At 68.8% G+C, this 18496-nt stretch carries 5 protein-coding genes; all 5 read left to right on the forward strand.

What is annotated here, in order from left to right; genetic code table 11:
• Positions 1 to 38: 38 nt before the first annotated feature.
• Positions 39 to 13715 (forward strand): filamentous hemagglutinin family protein, encoded by a 13677-nt coding sequence (locus ACQ4WR_RS23435; protein WP_436490218.1) that lies wholly within the window; start codon positions 39 to 41, stop codon positions 13713 to 13715.
• A gap of 142 nt (positions 13716 to 13857) precedes the next feature.
• Entirely contained in the window at positions 13858 to 15495 is a 1638-nt protein-coding gene (locus tag ACQ4WR_RS23440) for a ShlB/FhaC/HecB family hemolysin secretion/activation protein (protein ID WP_436490220.1), read from the forward strand.
• Positions 15496 to 15551: 56 nt separating this feature from the next.
• Positions 15552 to 17333, forward strand: a complete 1782-nt coding sequence (locus ACQ4WR_RS23445; protein WP_436490222.1) for a DUF2341 domain-containing protein — start codon at positions 15552 to 15554, stop codon at positions 17331 to 17333.
• Positions 17334 to 17346: 13 nt separating this feature from the next.
• Positions 17347 to 17757, forward strand: a complete 411-nt coding sequence (locus ACQ4WR_RS23450) for an ExbD/TolR family protein (protein ID WP_034753784.1) — start codon at positions 17347 to 17349, stop codon at positions 17755 to 17757.
• Positions 17758 to 17767: 10 nt separating this feature from the next.
• A complete protein-coding gene (locus ACQ4WR_RS23455; protein WP_436490224.1) occupies positions 17768 to 18484 on the forward strand; it encodes an energy transducer TonB in 717 nt (238 codons plus the stop codon).
• Positions 18485 to 18496: the final 12 nt, after the last annotated feature.

The following is an 18496-nucleotide window of genomic DNA, read 5'->3' on the forward strand; positions in this document are numbered from 1 at the left end:
TATCGGTCAGCAACGGAACATGAAAAGGGAATGTCGCCATGCAGCGAAGCAAGTCGGTCACGAAACACGCATCCTCCTCCGCCATGGCGGGCAACCGGACCGGGCGCCCGGTGCGCCTGAAACCGCTGGCGCTGGCCATCGCCATGCTGCTGCAGGCGGGCGGCACGCAGGCGCAGCAGCCGTTCAGCGGCGCCTGGTTCGCCGGCAAGGGCGCGCAGCAGGGCACGGCCGCCACCACGGGACGCTTGCCGAATGGCCAGGCCATCATCGCGCCGGACAATACCCAGGCGCAGCAGCAAAAAGCCAATGCCCAGCTGCAAACGTCGCTGAACAATCTGCAGCTGGCCGCGCGCGCCATCGCCGTGCAGCAGGCGGCCCAGCAGGCGGCGCGCCAGGCGGCCATCGCCGCCGGCTCGAGCGTGCCGGAAGGCCTGGCGGCAGGCGGTTTGCAAGTCGACACCAACAGCCTGACGGCCGGCTGGCTCAACGCGAACGGCCCCACGCAGGCACAGGCCGGCGGCAAGACCGTGGTTACCGTGAAACAGACGGCCGACAAGGCGATCCTGAACTGGGAAAGCTTCAATATCGGCCAGCACACGACACTGCAATTCGACCAGGCGGCGAACTGGTCTGTGCTCAACCGCATCAATGATCCGCTGGCCCGTCCCAGCCAGATTCAGGGCCAGATCAAGGCCGACGGCACGGTGATGCTGGTCAACCGCAACGGCATCGTCTTTTCCGGCAGCAGCCAGGTCGATACGCGCAGCCTGGTGGCCGCCGCCGTGGGCATGAGCAACAGCCAGTTCCAGAAGGGGATCTACAGCGATACGCTCGGTTCCAGCTTCAAGCCCACCTTGGCCAACGACCTGGTACTCAATGGCAACGTGGCCACGCATGCGAATGCCACGGCCGACGTGGTGGTGCAGGCCGGGGCGCAGCTCAGCACGCGCAAACCGCAGACGGTGACGGAAGGCGGCGGCTATGTGCTGCTGGCCGGACGCGAGGTGCATAACGGCGGCAGCGTGTCGGCGCCGAACGGCCAGGTCACGCTGGCCGCTGGCGACAGTTTCGTCATCCGCAAGGGGCTGGGGACGGACAGCAATCAGACCTCGAGCACGCGCGGCAACGAGGTGGACGTCAAGTTCAACGCACAGAGCGACGCGGGCAAGGTGACAAATGCCGGCCTGGTGCAGGCGCTGACGGGCGACGTCACCCTGACGGGCCGCGACGTGCGGCAGGCCGGCGTGCTGCTCAGCAGCACCAGCGTCACCACGCGCGGCACCGTGCACCTGAAGGCCGATGGCAGCGACGGCCTGGTCACCCTGGCGCCCGACAGCCTGACGACGGTGCTGCTCGACGACAGCGGCACCACGGCGCTGGACGTGCAGCGCGATGCGCTCATCAAGGATTCGGCGCTGCTCAGCGACGGCGCCTACAACCGCCGCGACCTGTCGCTGATCCAGATAGCCTCTGGCGGCGATATCGCTTTCGACAGCGGCTCGCTGACCCTGGCCACGGGCGGCCAGGTCAATGCGCTGGCCGCGCGCCGCACGCAGGTGGCGCGCGGCGCCAGCATCGACGTCTCCGGCGCCGTCGGCGTCAACGTGGCGATGGCCTCGAACAATGTGCTGATCAATGCGCAGGGCAACGAGCAGCGCGACGCGCCGGGCAACCGCGACAGCAAGGTCCTCAACAGCACCGACCTGTGGCTCGACCGGCGCGACCTGGTGCGCGTGGCGGCCGGCACGAATGGCTATGCGACCGACCGCTGGTACACGGCCGGCGGCTTGCTCGAAGTGAGCGGCTACCTCAACACCAGCGGCCATGGCATCGGCGAATGGGCGGCGCAGGGCGGTACCGTGGCGTTCCAGGGCGGCGAACTGGTGACCCAGGCCGGCTCTTTGCTCAACGTATCCGGCGGCACGTTTGACGTCCAGACGGGCATGGTTCGCCAGAGCTGGCTGAACGGCAAGGATGGCCAGCTCTACCGGCTGTCGACGGCGCCCGGCGACATGCTGTACACGGGCGTCTACCAAGGCTACGCGGCGCAACACCAGCGCTGGGGCGCGGAAGTGACGGAAAATTTCGCCAGTCCCCTGGTCGGCGCCCAGCAACGGCTGGAAAACGGCTATACCGTGGGCCGCGACGCGGGCCGCGTGGTGGTGGGCACCCAATCCGCCGTGCTCGAAGGCGCGATCGAATCGAGCGTGTTCCAGGGCGAGCGCCAGCAGGACGCGCGCGACGCCACCCTCGACAGTTATCGCCAGTCGCAACTGGCGGCCGCGCGCAACGGCCAGCTGGTGCTGGGCCAGCTGGCGCCCGTGTATGACGCTGCCAGCGCGCAGCTGCGCGACAATCCCGCGGCGCTGCTGCAAGCCATCCATATCGGCAGCGGCGGCGCCGGCGCCGGTGAGCTCCAGCGCGAAGATGCCTTGCCCGAGAATCTGCTCGGCAAGACCTACCTGGACGCGGGCTGGCTCAATGCGCAAAAACTGGGCGGCATCAAGGCCTATGCCAGCGGCGACATCGAGGTCAATGCCGCCGTGCAAGTCACGCCGGGCGGCGAGATCGCGCTGCATGCGCCGCAGGTCACGGTCAACGCCGGGCTGACGGCGCGCGGCGGCAGCATCGCGCTGGGCGACATCGTCAGCAAGCAGGCCAACGCCACCAGCGGCTGGCTCGATACCACGGTCGCCACGCCAGCGGCCGGAGCCAAGGTGGGCATTGATGTGGCCGCCGGCGTGACGCTCGACACGCGCGGCCTGTGGAGCCAGCTCAAGCTGGATCCGGGCAATACATCCGGCCTGCCGCATGTCAACGGCGGCGCGGTGGCGCTGGTCAGCAGCGGCAGCGTCAACCTGGCGGCCGGCAGCGCGATCGACACGTCCTCGGGCGCGGCCGTGCTGGCCGACGGCACGCTGAAAGGCGGGCGCGGCGGCGACATCACCTTGCGCGCGAACCAGAACGATATCAATGGCGTCAAGTCGGAGACGCTGGTGCTCGATGGCGAACTGCGCGGCTACGGCGCCAACGGCGGCGGCACCCTGACCATCGACAGCGGTACCGGCGTGGCGCTGGGCGGCGGCGTGCTGGCGGACAATGGCGTGTTGCCAGCAGGCCAGTCCGTACCCGTGCACCTGACGTTGGCAAAAGCCTTCACCATCAAGGCCGGCACCGTGCTCGATAGCGACTTCAGCTATGTCAGCACGCAGGTCCAGCCCGGGCAGCCGCTGCTGGACTTGCCTGACTTCAGCGCGGCGCGTCCGTACACCCTGCCGGCCGCCTGGGTGGTGCCGCCCGCCTCGATCAGCTATGAATACATCACCGTCACCGGCAGCAATGGCATCGGCTACACCAGCGGCATGACCGTGCCGGCCGGCGTCACCCTGACGGGCGTGCGTGGCAAGCTCGGTTCGGGCTACCTGGTGCCGGCCAACGCCTTCCCGGACGGCATGCCGGTAGCCGCTTTCAACGCCAGGGTGGCTGCCGGCACCGCGTTCGCGTTCGACGTGACCCTGAATGCGGGCGATCGCCTGCTGGCCGGCAACCATGCGCCGCAGGACCTGGCCGTCAAGCCGCTGCTGGTGCTGGACAACACGCTGTTCCAGCGCGGCTTTGCGCACTACAACATCAACGGCCAGCAGGGCCTGCAGGTGGCGCAGGGCGCCAGCATCGACGTCAGCATGCCATTGCTGCGCGCCGACCTGGCGCTGGCGGACCAATTGCCGACCGGCGCCGATCCGGCCGCCGTGCTGCAACCGTGGCTGGCGCCGCTGTGGCAGGAAAATGCCGTGAAAGGCGTGCTCAAGCAACGCGCCGGCGCCGATATCGCACTGTCGGCCGGCACCCGCAACGCCAAGGCGCCGCTCGTGGTGGGCGAGGGCGCCACGCTGCGCGTGGACGACGGCAAGAGCATCAGCTTGACGGGCAACGGCCAGATCACCGTGGACGGCACACTGAGCGCGGCCGGCGGCCGCATTTCCGTGTTGCCTGGCACGCTGGTGACCGGTGGTGAAATCAACCGTCCGGATGGCAGCGCCAACGCCCAGTCGATCTGGATCGGCGAGCGCGCGGTCCTCGACGTGGCCGGCCACGCGGCCACCGCCATCGACGCCCAGGGCGGCGTGTATGGCCATGTGGGCGCTGGCGGCAGCATCGAAATTGGTGCCAAACACAATCTCGACGCCACCCAGGTCGAGGCGGCCGACGCCTTCGTCATCGTGCGCCCCGGCGCGCGCCTGGAAGCGTCCGGCTCCGCCGCCCAGCTCGATCTGCCGGGCCAGGGCAGCGTGCTGGTGGCTGGCGACGGCGGCAGCATCGCGCTGAGCTCCTTCCGTGGCTTGCTGCTCGACGGCAGCATGCATGCGGCCGCCGGCGGAGCCGGCGCGTCCGGCGGCACCCTGGCGCTCAACCTGGAAGCGCCGAACTACGGCATCGTCGGCAAGCTCGACTTGAAGGGCCTGGCGGTGGAAGACGCGGTGCGCGTGCCGCGTGAAATGATTGTGTCCAGCATCCAGGGCGATAGCGGCCTGGCTGCCGACCTGCAGGTGGGCGACAGCGATCCGGCGCTGCGCTACGGTGTGGCAAAGCTGGGCGCGGACCGCGTGGCCGCCGGCGGCTTCGACCACCTGGCCTTGCTGTCAAACGGCTTGATCAGTTTTGATGGCAACCTCGACCTGTCGCTGGGGCAGAGCCTGCGCCTGACGGCCAGCGCCCTGGCCCTGGCCGACCATGCCGACACCGCCACCAGCGCGCAAGTCAAGCTGGCGGCGCCCTACATCCGCCTGGCCGGCACCAGCCGCACCCAGAGCGATGACCACCTGATGCCCAATCCCGTGCGCGGCTCGGGCAACGGCGGCGTCGGTGCCGGCAAGCTGGGCGTGCCCAACGTGGACGACCACGCCAGCCTGACCTTGCATGCCGCGCTGATCGACCTGAGCAATACCGTCAATGTCGGCAGCAACGGCGTGATCGCGCAAAACGTGGCCGACGACCTGGTGGTCAAGCGCGACGCCTTTGGCGAGCTGGCGCTGCGCTCGAGCGGCGACATCCGCATGCGTACGGCGGCCGCGCTGTACACGCCGGGCAACCTGACCCTGGCGGGCGCGCAAATCTATCCGGTGAGCGGCGCCACGGGCAAGGTGGAAGTGGGCAAACGCAACGTGATCGACGAATATGGGCAGCTGGCGACCGAGTTCGACCCTGCCCGCCGGCTGACCATCGAGCGCAGCGGCGACCCTGCCGCGCCGTTGCCGGCCTTGCCTTACTCTGTGTTCGGCTCGCTGGAGCTGGGCGCCGCCACGGTGAACCAGGGTGGCGTGCTGCGCGCGCCGCTGGGCAAGATCACGCTGGGCCAGAACACCTTTGGCGCGGTGACGGGCCACACCAATCTGCTGCCCGGCAGCGTGACGTCGGTCAGCGCGAACGGCTTGCTGATGCCGTACGGCGGCTCGCTCGATGGCCTGAGCTACATGATGGACGGCGTCGATGTCGTCTACAAGGGCGTGGGCAATGATCCGGCCGTCGTGCTTACCGGCGAACACGTCGATGTGCGCGCCGGCGCCGTGCTCGACCTGTCAGGCGGCGGCAGCCTCACCGGCGCAGCCTTTCTTGCGGGCCGGGGCGGCTCGACCGACGCCCGCCTCAACCCGCTGGTGCAGACCTCCGGCAAGGGCGGCTTCGTGCTGCCGGGCCTGGCCACCAATCCCGTCTACGCCATCGTGCCGGGCGCGCAGGCAGGCTATGCGCCCGTCGTCGCCGAGAACGGCGCCGGCGATCCCGCGCTGGGGCGCCAGATCACCATCGGCGCCGGCGTGCCCGGCCTGGCCGCCGGCACGTATACCTTGCTGCCGTCGAGCTTTGCGCTGCTGCCCGGCGCCTTCCGCGTGGAATTGAACGGCCTGGCCGCCGGCGGCTTGCCCGTCGGCTCGGCCACGGCCATGCGCAATGGTTCCTTCGCCACCGCCGTGCAGCTGGGCACCAGCAATACCGACTTGCGCACGGCGCTGCCATCGCAGGCGGTGCTGACGTCGGCTGACGTGCTGCGCAGCTATTCGCAATACAATGAAACGAGCTATAGCGCATTCGCGCTGGCGCAGGCCGTGAGCGACGGCGTGCCGCGCCCGCTGCTCGAACGCGACGCCAAGGCGCTGCACATCGAACTGGTGCTGCCCGGGGCCAGCACCGAGGACGCGCTGCGCTTTGCCGGCAGCGCCAACTACACGCCAGGCAAGGACGGTTTCGGCGGCAGCGCGCTGCTGCTGGGCGGCTCCGGCAAGAATTATGAAATCATCGGCAGCGCTGCCGCGCCCACCGTCGACTTCGAGGGGATCACGGTGCGGGCCGATGCCCTGAATGCCATCGGCGCCCCGCGCCTGGGCATCGGTGGCTTGCCCACCGTCAACTACAGCGGCGTTACCGGCAACCAGCAAGCCAATATCGCCCAGTTCCAGGGCGGCGTCGATAACATCGTGGTGCGCGATGGCGCCGTTCTCAGGGCCGGCGAAGTGTTCCTGGTGACCAACAGCAAGGCCGGCGGCATCGTCATCGAGCAAGGTGGCGGCATCAATACCCTGGGCCGCGGCAAGGCGGCCTGGGACTCGGGCGACGGCTACGTGTATGCGCCGGGCACGTCCAGCGTGCTGGCAGTCTCGAATGGCCGGCTCGACATGCTGGCGCCCGGCGTGAGTGCCGATCCGCGATCGGGACCGGGCCGCATCGACATCGGCGCCTGCGCGGAAGGCGTGGCGTGCAGCGGCAGCACTCCGCTGTATTCCGAGGGCACCATTGCCGCCGCCACCGACCAGAGCTTCAACCTGCGCGACGCCACCACCTATGGCACCCGCAACCTGGTGCTGGCCGTGGGCGGCATCAATGTGGGCAGCGCGGCGTCGCTGGCCGCGATGGCGGCGCGCGACGCGCTGCCGGCCGGACTGACCCTGAACCAGGACATTCTCGACCGCCTGCTGCGCGGCGATGCCAGCGTGGGTGCGCCGGCGCTGGAAAGCCTGGCGCTGACGGCGCGCGACGCCATCAATTTCTATGACAACGTCGAATTGTCGACCATTAACGCGAGCACGGGAAAATCGTCGCTGGAGCGGCTGGTGATCGGCACCCCGGCGATCTATGGCGCCGGCGGCAGCGATGCCGTGGCGCGCATCAAGACCGACGTGCTGGTATGGAACGGCGCCACCACGGCGCCGGGCCTGGTTGCCAGCGGCGGCGCCGGCAACGGCAGCGGGCGCCTGCAGGTTGACGCCCGCCAGGTCGAGTTCGGCTATGGCCCGAACAGCCGGCCCGACACCATCCACAGCATGGACCGCTTGATCCTCGGCTTTGGCGACGTGTCTTTCAACGCCAGCGAGCGCATCACCGCCAATCACACGGGATCGCTGTCGGTGTACCAGTCGCAAGGCGCGTGGGATGCGGACAGCAAGGGCTATGTGCGCAGCGGCGGCAACCTGCATCTCAACACGGCGCTGCTCACGGGCGCGGCCGGCTCCGTCAACAAGATCAAGGCGGGTGGCGACATCCGTGTCGCCAAGCCGTCCGGTGCCGCCACCACCGCGCCGGACGCGGCCATCCTGGCCGGCGCGCTGGGCGCCGAAGTGGCGCTGGACGGACGCAGCGTGACGCTCGACACGGCCGTGCTGCTGCCAAGCGGCAAGCTCAGCGTGTCCGCCGAACAGGACGTCGTGCTGGGCGATGGCGCCAGGCTCGACCTGGCTGGCCGCAAGATCGATTTCAACGGCGTGGCCAAGTACAGCTGGGGTGGCGACGTGGTGCTCGACAGCCGCCACGGCGACGTGCGCCAGGCGGCCGCTTCCAGCATCGATTTCTCCGCCGTGTCGAACCGCGCCGGCAAGCTGACGGCCACCGCGATGGACACGCAGGCGGGCAGCGTGGCGCTGCTGGGCAGCATCGCCGGCGGCAGCAGCGGCCAATACGACGCGGGCGGCACCGACGTGCCGTTCGCGGCGGGCGGCCTGGACGTGCGCGGCCAGCATATCGACGATTTCAAGGGACTGAACGGGCGCCTGAGCAAGGGCGGCGTGTTCGGCAGCCGCAGCTTCCAGCTCAAGCAGGGCGACCTGGTGCTGGACAGTGAATTGAAGGCGCGCGAAATCACCGTTTCCGTGGATGGCGGCCACCTGGCCGTCAACGGCACTGTCGACGCCAGCGGCGAACAGGTGGGCAGCATCCGCCTGGCCGCGCGCGACGGCGTCAGCGTGGCCGGCGGCGCGCTGCTCGACGCCCACGGCAGCGTGCTGCGGGTGGATAGCTATGGCAAGGTGATCGAGGCGCCCAACCGCGCCGTGATCGACATCGATGCCGGCAGCGGCCGCCTGGTGCTCGATACGGGCGCGCGCATGGACCTGCGCGCCGGCACCGCCGGCAAGGCTGATCAAATCGCTTCGCTGGGCACGCTGGAACTGAGCGCCCGGCGCGTGGGCGGCGCCACCGGCAATGACATCGCCATCGATGCCGCCGGTCCGCTGGCCATCGACGGCGCCCGCGCCATCACGGTCAATGGTTTCTGGTCGTATAACGACGCCGCGCCTGGCATCGACGCCGGCGCGGACGGCCGTCCCTACCAGGTCATCGACCAGGCTTACCTGGACCGCAAGCACGACGACAGCGTGGCGTTCATGACGGGCGCCCTGGCCAACGACGGGCTGATGAATGGCCGCCTGTCCGGCTTGCGCAAGGACAAGGACGCTTTCCACCTGCGTCCGGGCGTGGCCATCCTCAGCGCCACGCCGGACGGCGACCTGCACGTCGATGGCGACATCGACCTGTCCGGCTACCGCTACGCCAGCGTCAATCCGCATACGCAGCAGACCGGCGTGGCCGGTTCCGGCGAAGCGGGCGCGCTGGTGCTGCGCGCCGGCGGCAATTTGAACGTTTTTGGCAGCATCAATGACGGCTTCGATGGCAAGGCCGTGCCGGTCACGCCGGACGACAAGGGCTGGATGCTGGCCAAGGGCCGCGTGCCGTTCGGCGCCGACGTCATCGTGCCGCATGGCCAGCTGGTCACGCTGGCCGACGACACCTTCTTCCAGTCCGGCCGCACCTTGAACTACGACTTGCCGATGAAGGCCATGAGCTTGCGGGCCGGCACGGCGCTGCCGTCGCAGGCCACCTTGACGGCCGAGGTGGAATTGCCAGCTGGCACGGTGCTGGGCGGCGCCGTGCGCAATGCCGCCGGCGATATCGTGTATGCGGCGGGCACCGTGCTGGCGAAGGCGGTCACGCTGGGCAGCGGTACGCAGCTCGACGCCGGCACCCGCTTGCCGGTGGGCATGTCCGTGGCGGCCATGACCTGGCCCGGCGGCGTGCCGCTGCCGTACCCGGTGGGCGCCGTCAGGGATACGCCCAGCCCCGACTACGATGGCAACGGTGAACCCGACACGCCCGCCAACGGCGTGGTGCTGGCCGGCGAATTGCAGCTGCGCAAGGGCGCGCTGGTGCCGAGCGAAACCTGGGTGCGGCTGCCTGGCGGCGCCGCCTCCGTGGCCCTGCGTCCGGCCGATGCCGATGGCAACCAGGGCCGCAACTGGGCGCTGGCGCCGATGCTGGCCAGCGGTTCGCAGTCGTGGTCGATGCGCCTGGTGGCGGGCGCCGATCTGCAGGCGGCCGATAGCCGCACACTGCGCCCCGTGGGCGAGAACCGCAGTCTGCTGCTGACCGACCACCATTACGGCGTGGTCCTGGGGCCCAGCGTGCCGACGGTGGCAGTGCCGCCGATTGAGGGCGTGGCCGGCAATTTCTACTGGATCGGCGACTCGGCGCTGTATTTCAGCGCCGAGCCCGGCACCCTGATCAATGTCGACGATTTCGGTGGCGTCGAGGCCCTGCTGGAACTCAATAACATGAACCTGGGCGATCTGGTGACATGGCTGCCCGAAGGCGGCAGCTTCCCGACGGTGTCCCTGCCTGCGCGGCAGCAGCTGTTCAGCGTGCTGCGCACGGGCACGGGCGACCTCGACCTCCTGGCCGGCGGCAACTTCAACCAGAGTTCGCCGTACGGCGTGTATACGGCCGGTACCCAGGCGGCCAATGTGGCGGCCGCTTACCAGCTGCCGCGCGCGGCGGATCGCAACGGTTCCATCCTCGGCCCCGATGGCGACGCCTTCAAGCCCTATGTCGACGGCGGCGCGCAAAGCCTGTACCAGGCCTGGTATCCCGAGCATGGCGGCAACGTGCTGGTACGCGCGCAGGGCGACGTCACCGGCGACCTGGTGGGCGCCGGCTACAGCACCGAGCGTCGCCCCGACGACGTGGGCTATTTGCGGCCGCAGCAGGACAGCAGCGCCGTCGGCACCTGGCTGTGGCGCCAGGGCACCGGCAGCGCCGTCGCCCAGGGCGAGGGCGTGCCCACCGCCTGGTGGATCAACTTTGGCAGCTACGTGGCCGGCGGCATGGGCGCCAACTACCTGTACGAAACCCTGCCCGTGATGACCGGCTTTACCGGCATCGGCACCCTGGGCGGCGGCAACCTGGTGTTCGAGGCGGGCAAGGCCGCCGGCATGCTGTCGCCGCGTACCGACCAGGGCGGCAAATTCGTCATGCGCAGCCAGGGCCTGAACCTGGCGGTGGCCAGCACTGGCCGGGTATCGGCCGACGGTGCCGCGCTCACGCTGACCGGCGGTGGCGACCTGGACGTGCGCATAGGCGGCGGCCTCAATCCGGTGGCCGAAGTGCGCTCGTTTGCCGACACGACAGGCGAGATCACGCCGGATACCCGTTTTAGCGGCACGCGTGGCGACCTCAATAGCACCTTCGTCAACCTGCGCGGCGCCTTGCGCATGGAGGCGGGATCCGTGGGCGGCATCGAGCTGCGTTTCGACAAGGGCGACAGCCAGGAATCGCGCGCCTACCAGGTCTATACCGCCACCTCGTCCATCGCCGGCGGCGGGCCGGTGGTGGTGCCGGGCGACTCCGGCGTGCGCATCGATGCGCGCGGCGACCTGGTGCTGGGCGGCGTGGGCGACGCCGGCCGCGTCACCCAGATCAACAATGGCACGCCGTTCACGGCGAAGGGCGTGGCGCAGGATGGCGAAGGCTACAGCTGGTTCTCGCTGTGGACGCCGTCGACGGCGATCGACCTGTTCAGCGCGGGCGGCAACCTGACACCATCGACGGCCTGGAGCGACGACCGCGCCAGCGGCAACCAGGCGTCCAGCGGCGGGCGTTTCGTGATGCCGTCGCAATTGCGCGCGGTAGCCGCCAGCGGCAACCTGTATATGGGCAACTCCGCCCAGGGCGCGACGGACAGCGGCACCAACACGCTGGCGCGGCCGGCCACCGGCCTGCTGCTGGCGCCGTCGCCGGTCGATGTGCATTTCACGCGCCGCACGCCGGGGCAGCTGGAATTGCTGGCCGCCGATTCGATCTACGCGGGCGCTTATTCGGTGACGGCGTCGGGCGCCGATCCGACCGCGCTGCCGAGCCCTTTCAATCCGGGCTTCGCGGGCGTTTCCGGCGTCACCGAATACGGCGACATGTACACGCATAACGTGAACCAGAATGCACAGGCGCCCAGTGTGCTGTTCGCCTCGCGCGAAGCGGGCGCCGCACCGCAGCGCTATCCGCTGTTCACGCTGACGCCGCCCACCGCCTCCGGCTATGCGATGCAGGACCAGCTGCCGGCGCGCTATTACGCGCTGGCGGGCGACATCATCGGCCTGCGCACCGGTTCCATCATCACGCGCGGCGGCGGCAATGCGGCCAGCCACAGCACCTGGTACGAGGGCGCCGGTCCGGTCGACATCCGCGCCGGACGCGACATCGTCAACGCCGGCACGGCCCTGGGGCTGGTCGAAGTGACGCCGCAGGGCTTGCTGGGCTGGACGTCGGAGATAGCGTATGCCAATCCCCTGCTGCCGCTGCGGCCGACGGAAATCCGCGTCGGTTCGGCGCGCGGCAATCTGGCGCTGCACAACAATCCGGACGAAGTGTCGGTCGTGCGTGCCGGCCGCGATATTCGCTACGGCACCTTCTACGTGGGTGGCCCGGGCACGCTGGAAGTGACGGCCGGGCGCGATGTCTACATGGCCGACAGGGCCGAGCTGAAGAGTATCGGTGCAGTGACGCAAATCACGTCAGGCGAGCGTAGCAGCGGCGCCAGCATCGCGGTGGCGGCAGGGGTAGGGGCCAACGGCCCCAACTACGACGCCTTTGCCGCCCGCTATCTCGACGCCGCCAACCTGATCGAACCAGGCAAGTCGCTGGCCGACCAGCCCGGCAAGGCGGTGGCCGTGTATGGCGGCCGCCTGAGCCTGGCCGACTGGTTGCGCACGGAATTTGGCTACGGCGGCGACGCGGCGGGCGCGCCCGCCTTCCTGGCGGCGCGCCAGGGCGAGCTCGACAAGACTCTGCAGGCCAGCGCCAGCGGCGGCGCCAAGCGCGATTTGCAGCGCGAATACGGCCTGTCGAGCCAGCTGCACCTGGTCAACTGGCTGGAAACCCGCTACGGCGCCGCACAGCGCAATGGCGCCGGGCTGGCCTTCGATGCGGCCAGCATGGATGCGCGCAAGTTTTTCGCGGCCTTGCCGGCCGAGCAGCAGCGTGTCTTCCTGCGCAATGTCTACTTTGCCGAACTCAAGGCGGGCGGGCGCGAGTACACGGCGGCGGGCGGCGTGCGCGAAGGCAGCTACCTGCGCGGCCGCGAAGCCATCGCTACTTTGTTCCCGAGCAAGGATGCGCAGGGCAAACCCGTGACCTACGCGGGCGACCTGACCATGTTCAGTGGCGCTACCTACTATGCCGATGGTGCCGATAGCAGCAGCACCAGGCGGCCGCGCAAGGGCGTCAATTACCTGAGCCGCGAGCAATATGTGCTGAGGGGCGACGACCACGCGCCCGTGTTCGACCTGCAGGACGCCGGTATCCACACTGACTTCGGCGGCAACATCGACATCCTGACGCCGGGCGGGCGCACCCTGGTCGGGGTCGATGGCGGCTTCGTGCCGGGCGAAGGCTCGGGCGTGCTGACGCAGGGCGCCGGCGACATCCAGATGTATGCGCGCGACAGCATCCTGCTGGGGCAAAGCCGCATCTTCACCACCTTCGGCGGCAACATCCTGGCCTGGTCGGCGCAGGGCGACATCAACGCCGGACGCGGCTCCAAGTCCACCGTGGTCTACACGCCGCAGCGCCGCGTCTACGACGCTATCGGCCAGGTCACCCTGTCGCCGACCACGCCGACGACGGGCGCCGGCATCGCCACCCTGAACCCGATCCCGGAGGTGCCGCCCGGCGACATCGACCTGATCGCCCCGCTGGGCACCATCGACGCGGGCGAGGCGGGCATCCGCGTCTCGGGCAACGTCAACCTGGCGGCGCTGCAACTGGTGAATGCGGCCAACATCCAGGTGCAGGGCAAGTCGACGGGCATGCCGGCCGTCGCCGCCGTGAACGTGGGCGCGCTGACCAACGCCAGCGCGGCCGCCTCGCAGGCCGTGACGGCGGCGCAGGACGTGCTGCAGCGCGAACGGGCCGCCACGCGCCAGGCGCAGCCATCGTTGTTTACCGTGAAGGTGCTGGGCTTTGGCAACGAGTCGGCCGATGACGCTGCCGCCGGCAAGGGACGCGATCCGCAGGCGTCGCTGTACCAGCCCGCCGGCGTGGTGCAGGTGCTGGGGGCCGGGCCATTGACGGCGCCGCAGCTGCAGGCGCTCACGCCGAACGAGCGGCGCGGCTTGCAGCCATGAGATTTATGAACATTTGATGACATTCGGCAGTCGCCGCGCGCGGCGGCTGTCTAGGCATCAGTAGATCAGCATTGGCAACAAAAAAAACGCCGGCCCAGCGCCGCAACACAGGGCAACCGTTTGATTTTAAGGTGAATGGAAGATGCGTGAAATGACAACCAAGGGCAGGGGCGTGCCGCCAGCGGCACCCGCGACGGCCCTGACGATGCTGTGCCTGGCCATGCTGGCGCTGCCCGGCATGGCGCGCGCGCAGGATGCGCCAGCCGCTGCGGCGGCACCTGCCGCGCCGGAACGCCAGGTGACCATCGAGGAATACCTAGTGCGCGGCAATACCGTGCTCGACGCCCGCGCCATCGAAGAAGCGGTGACGCCCTTCCTGGGGCCGGGCCGCACCCTGAAGGACGTGGAAGGGGCGCGCGACGCCCTGGTGGCCGCCTACCAGGCGCGCGGCTACCAGTCCGTCTACGTGGACTTGCCCGAGCAGCAGGTGGAGCAGGGCGTGGTGGTGCTGCAGGTGAGCGAAACCAAGGTGGGACGCTTGCGCGTGGTCGGTGCGCAATACAACTCGCCGCTCGACGTGCGCCAGCAGGTGCCGGCCCTGACGGAAGGTAGCGTCCCCGACTTTACCCAGGCGCAAGTGGAGCTGACGTCCCTGAACCGGGGGCCGAAGCGCCAGGTGATGCCGCTGGTACGCCAGGGCGCGCTGCCCGGCACCATGGACGTGGACTTGAAAGTGGAAGACAGCAGCCCCTGGCGCGCCAGCGTGGGCTTGAACAACGATTACAGCGCGGATACGAAAAAATTGCGCACCAGTATGTCGGTGGGCCACGACAATCTGTGGCAGCTGGGGCATAGCGCCACCATCAGCTTTTTCGGCACGCCGGGCGACCTGAATCAGACCAAAGTGTGGTCCGCCTCGTACGTGGCGCCCATCGGCACGCAGGGCTGGAGCGTGGAAGCGACCGGCTACAAGTCGAACAGCAACGTGGCCAGCACGGGCGGCACCAGCGTGCTGGGCAAGGGTCATGCGCTGGGCATGAAGCTCAACTACACGGTGCCCAACAGCGGCATCTGGTGGCACAGCTTTGCCGCCGGCATCGATTTCAAGGATAACCAGGAAGCGCTGAAATTGAACGGTGCCGGCTCCAGCGTTCCCTTGAAATACGTGCCGCTCAACGTGGCCTACAACGGCTATGCGCAGACGGACACGGCGACGTACGGCCTGGGCCTGTCGCTGGTGGCCGGCACGCGCGCCTCGTTCGGCTATGGCAGCGACGGCGCCGCCTATGACAACAAGCGCTACAAGGCATCGCCCAGCTTCCTCGTGCTGAAGGGCGACGCCAACACCACCCAGACCCTGGGCAGCGGCGCGCAGCTGCATGGCCGCCTGTCGGGCCAGCTGGCCGACGCGGCGCTGGTGTCGGGCGAGCAGATGGCCGCCGGTGGCGCCAATTCCGTGCGCGGCTACCTGTCGGCCGAAGCGACGGGCGACTACGGCATCTCGGGCAGCGTCGAATGGCGTACGCCCCAGCTCACGTATTTCAGCCGCCTGGAAAACTGGCGCCTGTTTGCCTTTGCCGATGGCGCGCGCCTGCGCTTGCGCGATCCGCTGCCGGAACAGAAAGACCTGTTCGGCCTGGCATCGGTGGGCGTCGGCAGCAGCTTCCAGTTCCTGCGCTACCTGAATGGCCGCATCGATTTTGCCTACCCGCTGCGCGATGGCCCGCGCACGCACAAACACGTGCGGCGCATCCATTTCAACCTGTCGGCCAGCTACTGACGGGCCGGCTCACCAGCACTGCACTTTTCTAGACTTTTCTTCGGAGAATCACTGTCATGCAACGTTTTCTTTTTCTGCTCACGATCCTGGGCACGTTTGTTCCCGGCCTGGCGCATGCCTGGTGGCAGCCCGACTGGGCTTACCGCAAACCCGTCACCGTCGATGCCGGTCCCAAGGCGGGCGCCGTGGGCGGCGATCCGGGCCGCATTCCCGTCCTGCTGCGCTTGCACTCGGGTAATTTCAACTTCGAGGGCGTCAGCGACAGCGGCGCCGACCTGCGCTTCGTGGCGGGCGACGACAAGACCGTCCTGAACCACCAGATCGAGCAGTTCAACCCGCTGCTGGGCATCGCCCTGATCTGGGTCGACGTGCCGGCCCTGGCGGCGGGCACGCCGCAGCAGCTGTGGATGTACTACGGCAATCCAAAGGCGCCCGCTTCCGGCAATGGCCAGCGCACGTTCGACCCCGACTACAGCCTGGTGTACCACTTCGCCGAACCTGGCGTGCCGTCGCGCGACAGCACCGCCTACGGCAACCATGCGCAGACGGCCGTGCCGGCACTCGAAGGTTCCGTCATCGGCGCGGGCGCCCGCCTGGGCACGGCACCGTTGATGCTGCCTGCCTCGCCATCGCTGGCGCTGGCTGCCGGCGCGCCATTCACCTTCTCGGCCTGGGTGCGTCCGGACAGCCTGGGCGCGCAGCAAGTGCTGTATGCGCGCCGCGATGGCGCCAGCGAATTGCTGATCGGCGTGGACCAGGGCGTGCCCTTCGTGCAAGTGAATGGCCAGCGCAGCAAGCAGGGCCAGCCTATCCAGGCCGCGCAGTGGTCGCACCTGGCCGTCAAGGCCGACAAGAACAACGTGGCGCTGTATGTGGGCGGCCGTCCTGCCGTGTCGCTGGCCACCGCGCTGCCGGCGTTCAGCACGGCCGCCTCGGTGGGCGCCGACGCGCCGCCGGTTGCCTCCGGCACCGCTACCCTGAGCAACTTCACGGGTGCCATCGACGAGCTGCGCCTGTCGCGCACGGCCCGTCCCGACGCGCTGCTGCTGGCCGATGCCGTCTCGCAAGGTTCCGAATCGCGCCTGGCCGTGTTTGGCGCCGATGAACAGCAGGCGGGCAAAAGCCATTTCGGCTTCATCATCGCCGCCATGCCGCTCGACGCGTGGATCGTCGTTGGCGTGCTGGGCCTGATGATGGTCCTGTCGTGGATCATCATGATCGGCAAGGGCCGCAGCTATGGCGCCATCGCGCGCGCCAATGCGCAATTCATGCAAGCCTTCCACGAAGGCGCGGGCGCGCCGCTGGACCAGCTGGCACGCAGCGGCAAACTGAACACAACCGTGAAGACGGATTCCTCGCTGTGGCGTTTGTATGACGTGGCCATCGACGAGATGCGCCGCCGCCACGACCGCGGCTACGACATGAGCGCCGTGTCGAACGCGACCATCGGCGCCATCCGCGCCGCCATGGATGGCGTGATGGTGCGCGAGAGCGAACGCATGTCCAAACGCATGATCTGGCTGTCGACCACCATCGAAGGCGCGCCGTATGTCGGCCTGTTCGGCACCGTGATCGGCATCATGCTGGTGTTCGTCGTGGCCGCCATGGCCGGTGCCGTGGACATCAACTCGGTGGCGCCGGGCATGGCCGCCGCGCTGCTGTGCACGGCGGCGGGCCTGGGCGTGGCGATTCCCGCCCTGTTCGGCTACAACTGGCTGTCCTCGCGTTCGGACGCCATCGTTGCCGACATGGCCGTGTTTGTCGATGAATTCGCCACGCGCCTGGCGGAAGAGCAGGGCGACGGACGCCAGATGCGTCCCGCGCTGCACCAGGCGTGAGGGGCGCATAACCATGGCCACCTCCGCCAAGTTTACCCCCCGCAAGCGTAGCGGCGGCATCAACATCACGCCCTTCGTCGACGTGCTGCTGGTGGTGCTGGTGATTTTCATTCTGACCAGCAACGCCAGCATTCCCGGCATCAAGGTTGACCTGCCCAAGGCCAGCTCGGCCATGGCGCTGGAAAAGCCGAAGACCAAGGCCATCACCATCGACAACGCGGGCCAGGTCTTCCTCGATGCCTATCCCGTCACCCTGCCGGAGCTGGAAGAGCGGCTGCGCACGGAAAAGGCGCTCACGCCCGACTTCCCCGTGATCGTGCGCGGCGATGCCGCTGTGCAATACGCGAAGGTGGTCGAAGTGCTCGACTTGCTGCGCCGTATCGACCTGAACCAGGTCGGCCTGGTGACCGGCAAGCCGGCATGAGGAGCGCAAGGTGAAGCGTGACGACATGACAAGGATGGCGGCCTCGGAACCGTCGGGCGCCGCGCAGTGGTGGCGCCGCTGGGGCGGCGCGGCCGGCGGCCTGCTGCTGGCGGCGGCATTGGCCGCGCTGGTCTGGTATTTGCTGTCCGACACGGCGGCCACCAAGCGCGAAGTGGCGGCCACGCCGATGCTGATGCTGCCGCCCCCGCCGCCCCCGCCGCCGGAACCGGAAAAACTGCCGGAACCGGTACCCGACAAGGTGGTGCCGCAAGTGTCGGAAGCGGAACCGGTACCGGCCGACAAGCCCATGGATGACGCGCCGGAAAGCCCGTCGCCCGACAAGGGCGACCCCGTCACCATCGATGGTGCGGCGCAGGCTGGCAGCGACGCGTTCGGCATCCAGGCCGGGCGCGGCGGCGGCATGAGCGGCAGCGGTGCTGGCGGCGGCCTTGGCGCAGGATCGTATGGCCGCTATGTGGCCAATGCGCTGCAGCTGGCCTTTGCCCGCGACCCGCGCACGCGCCAGCTGGCGTTCAACGATATCCGCGTCGACCTGTGGCTCGATGCGGACGGCAAGGCAACGAAAGCGCTGCTGGTGCAGGGCACGGGCAATGCGCAGACCGACGAGCAGGTGCTGGCCATGGTGCGCGACTTCCGCGCCGATGAGCGGCCGCCGGCGGCACTGCGTTTCCCGGCGCGCGTTTCGATCAAAGGCCGCCGGCCATAGCGTCCCCAATTC

Origin of the sequence: Janthinobacterium amylolyticum (assembly GCF_051380655.1) — a bacterium.
In the GTDB taxonomy this organism is placed as follows: Bacteria; Pseudomonadota; Gammaproteobacteria; order Burkholderiales; family Burkholderiaceae_D; genus Janthinobacterium.

What these genes read in the sequence shown, in the direction of transcription:
- ACQ4WR_RS23435 (WP_436490218.1), top strand. Translation starts at nt 39, where the DNA reads ATGCAGCGAAGCAAGTCGGTCACGAAACACGCATCCTCCTCCGCCATG.
- ACQ4WR_RS23440 (WP_436490220.1), top strand. Translation starts at nt 13,858, where the DNA reads ATGCGTGAAATGACAACCAAGGGCAGGGGCGTGCCGCCAGCGGCACCC.
- ACQ4WR_RS23445 (WP_436490222.1), top strand. Translation starts at nt 15,552, where the DNA reads ATGCAACGTTTTCTTTTTCTGCTCACGATCCTGGGCACGTTTGTTCCC.
- ACQ4WR_RS23450 (WP_034753784.1), top strand. Translation starts at nt 17,347, where the DNA reads ATGGCCACCTCCGCCAAGTTTACCCCCCGCAAGCGTAGCGGCGGCATC.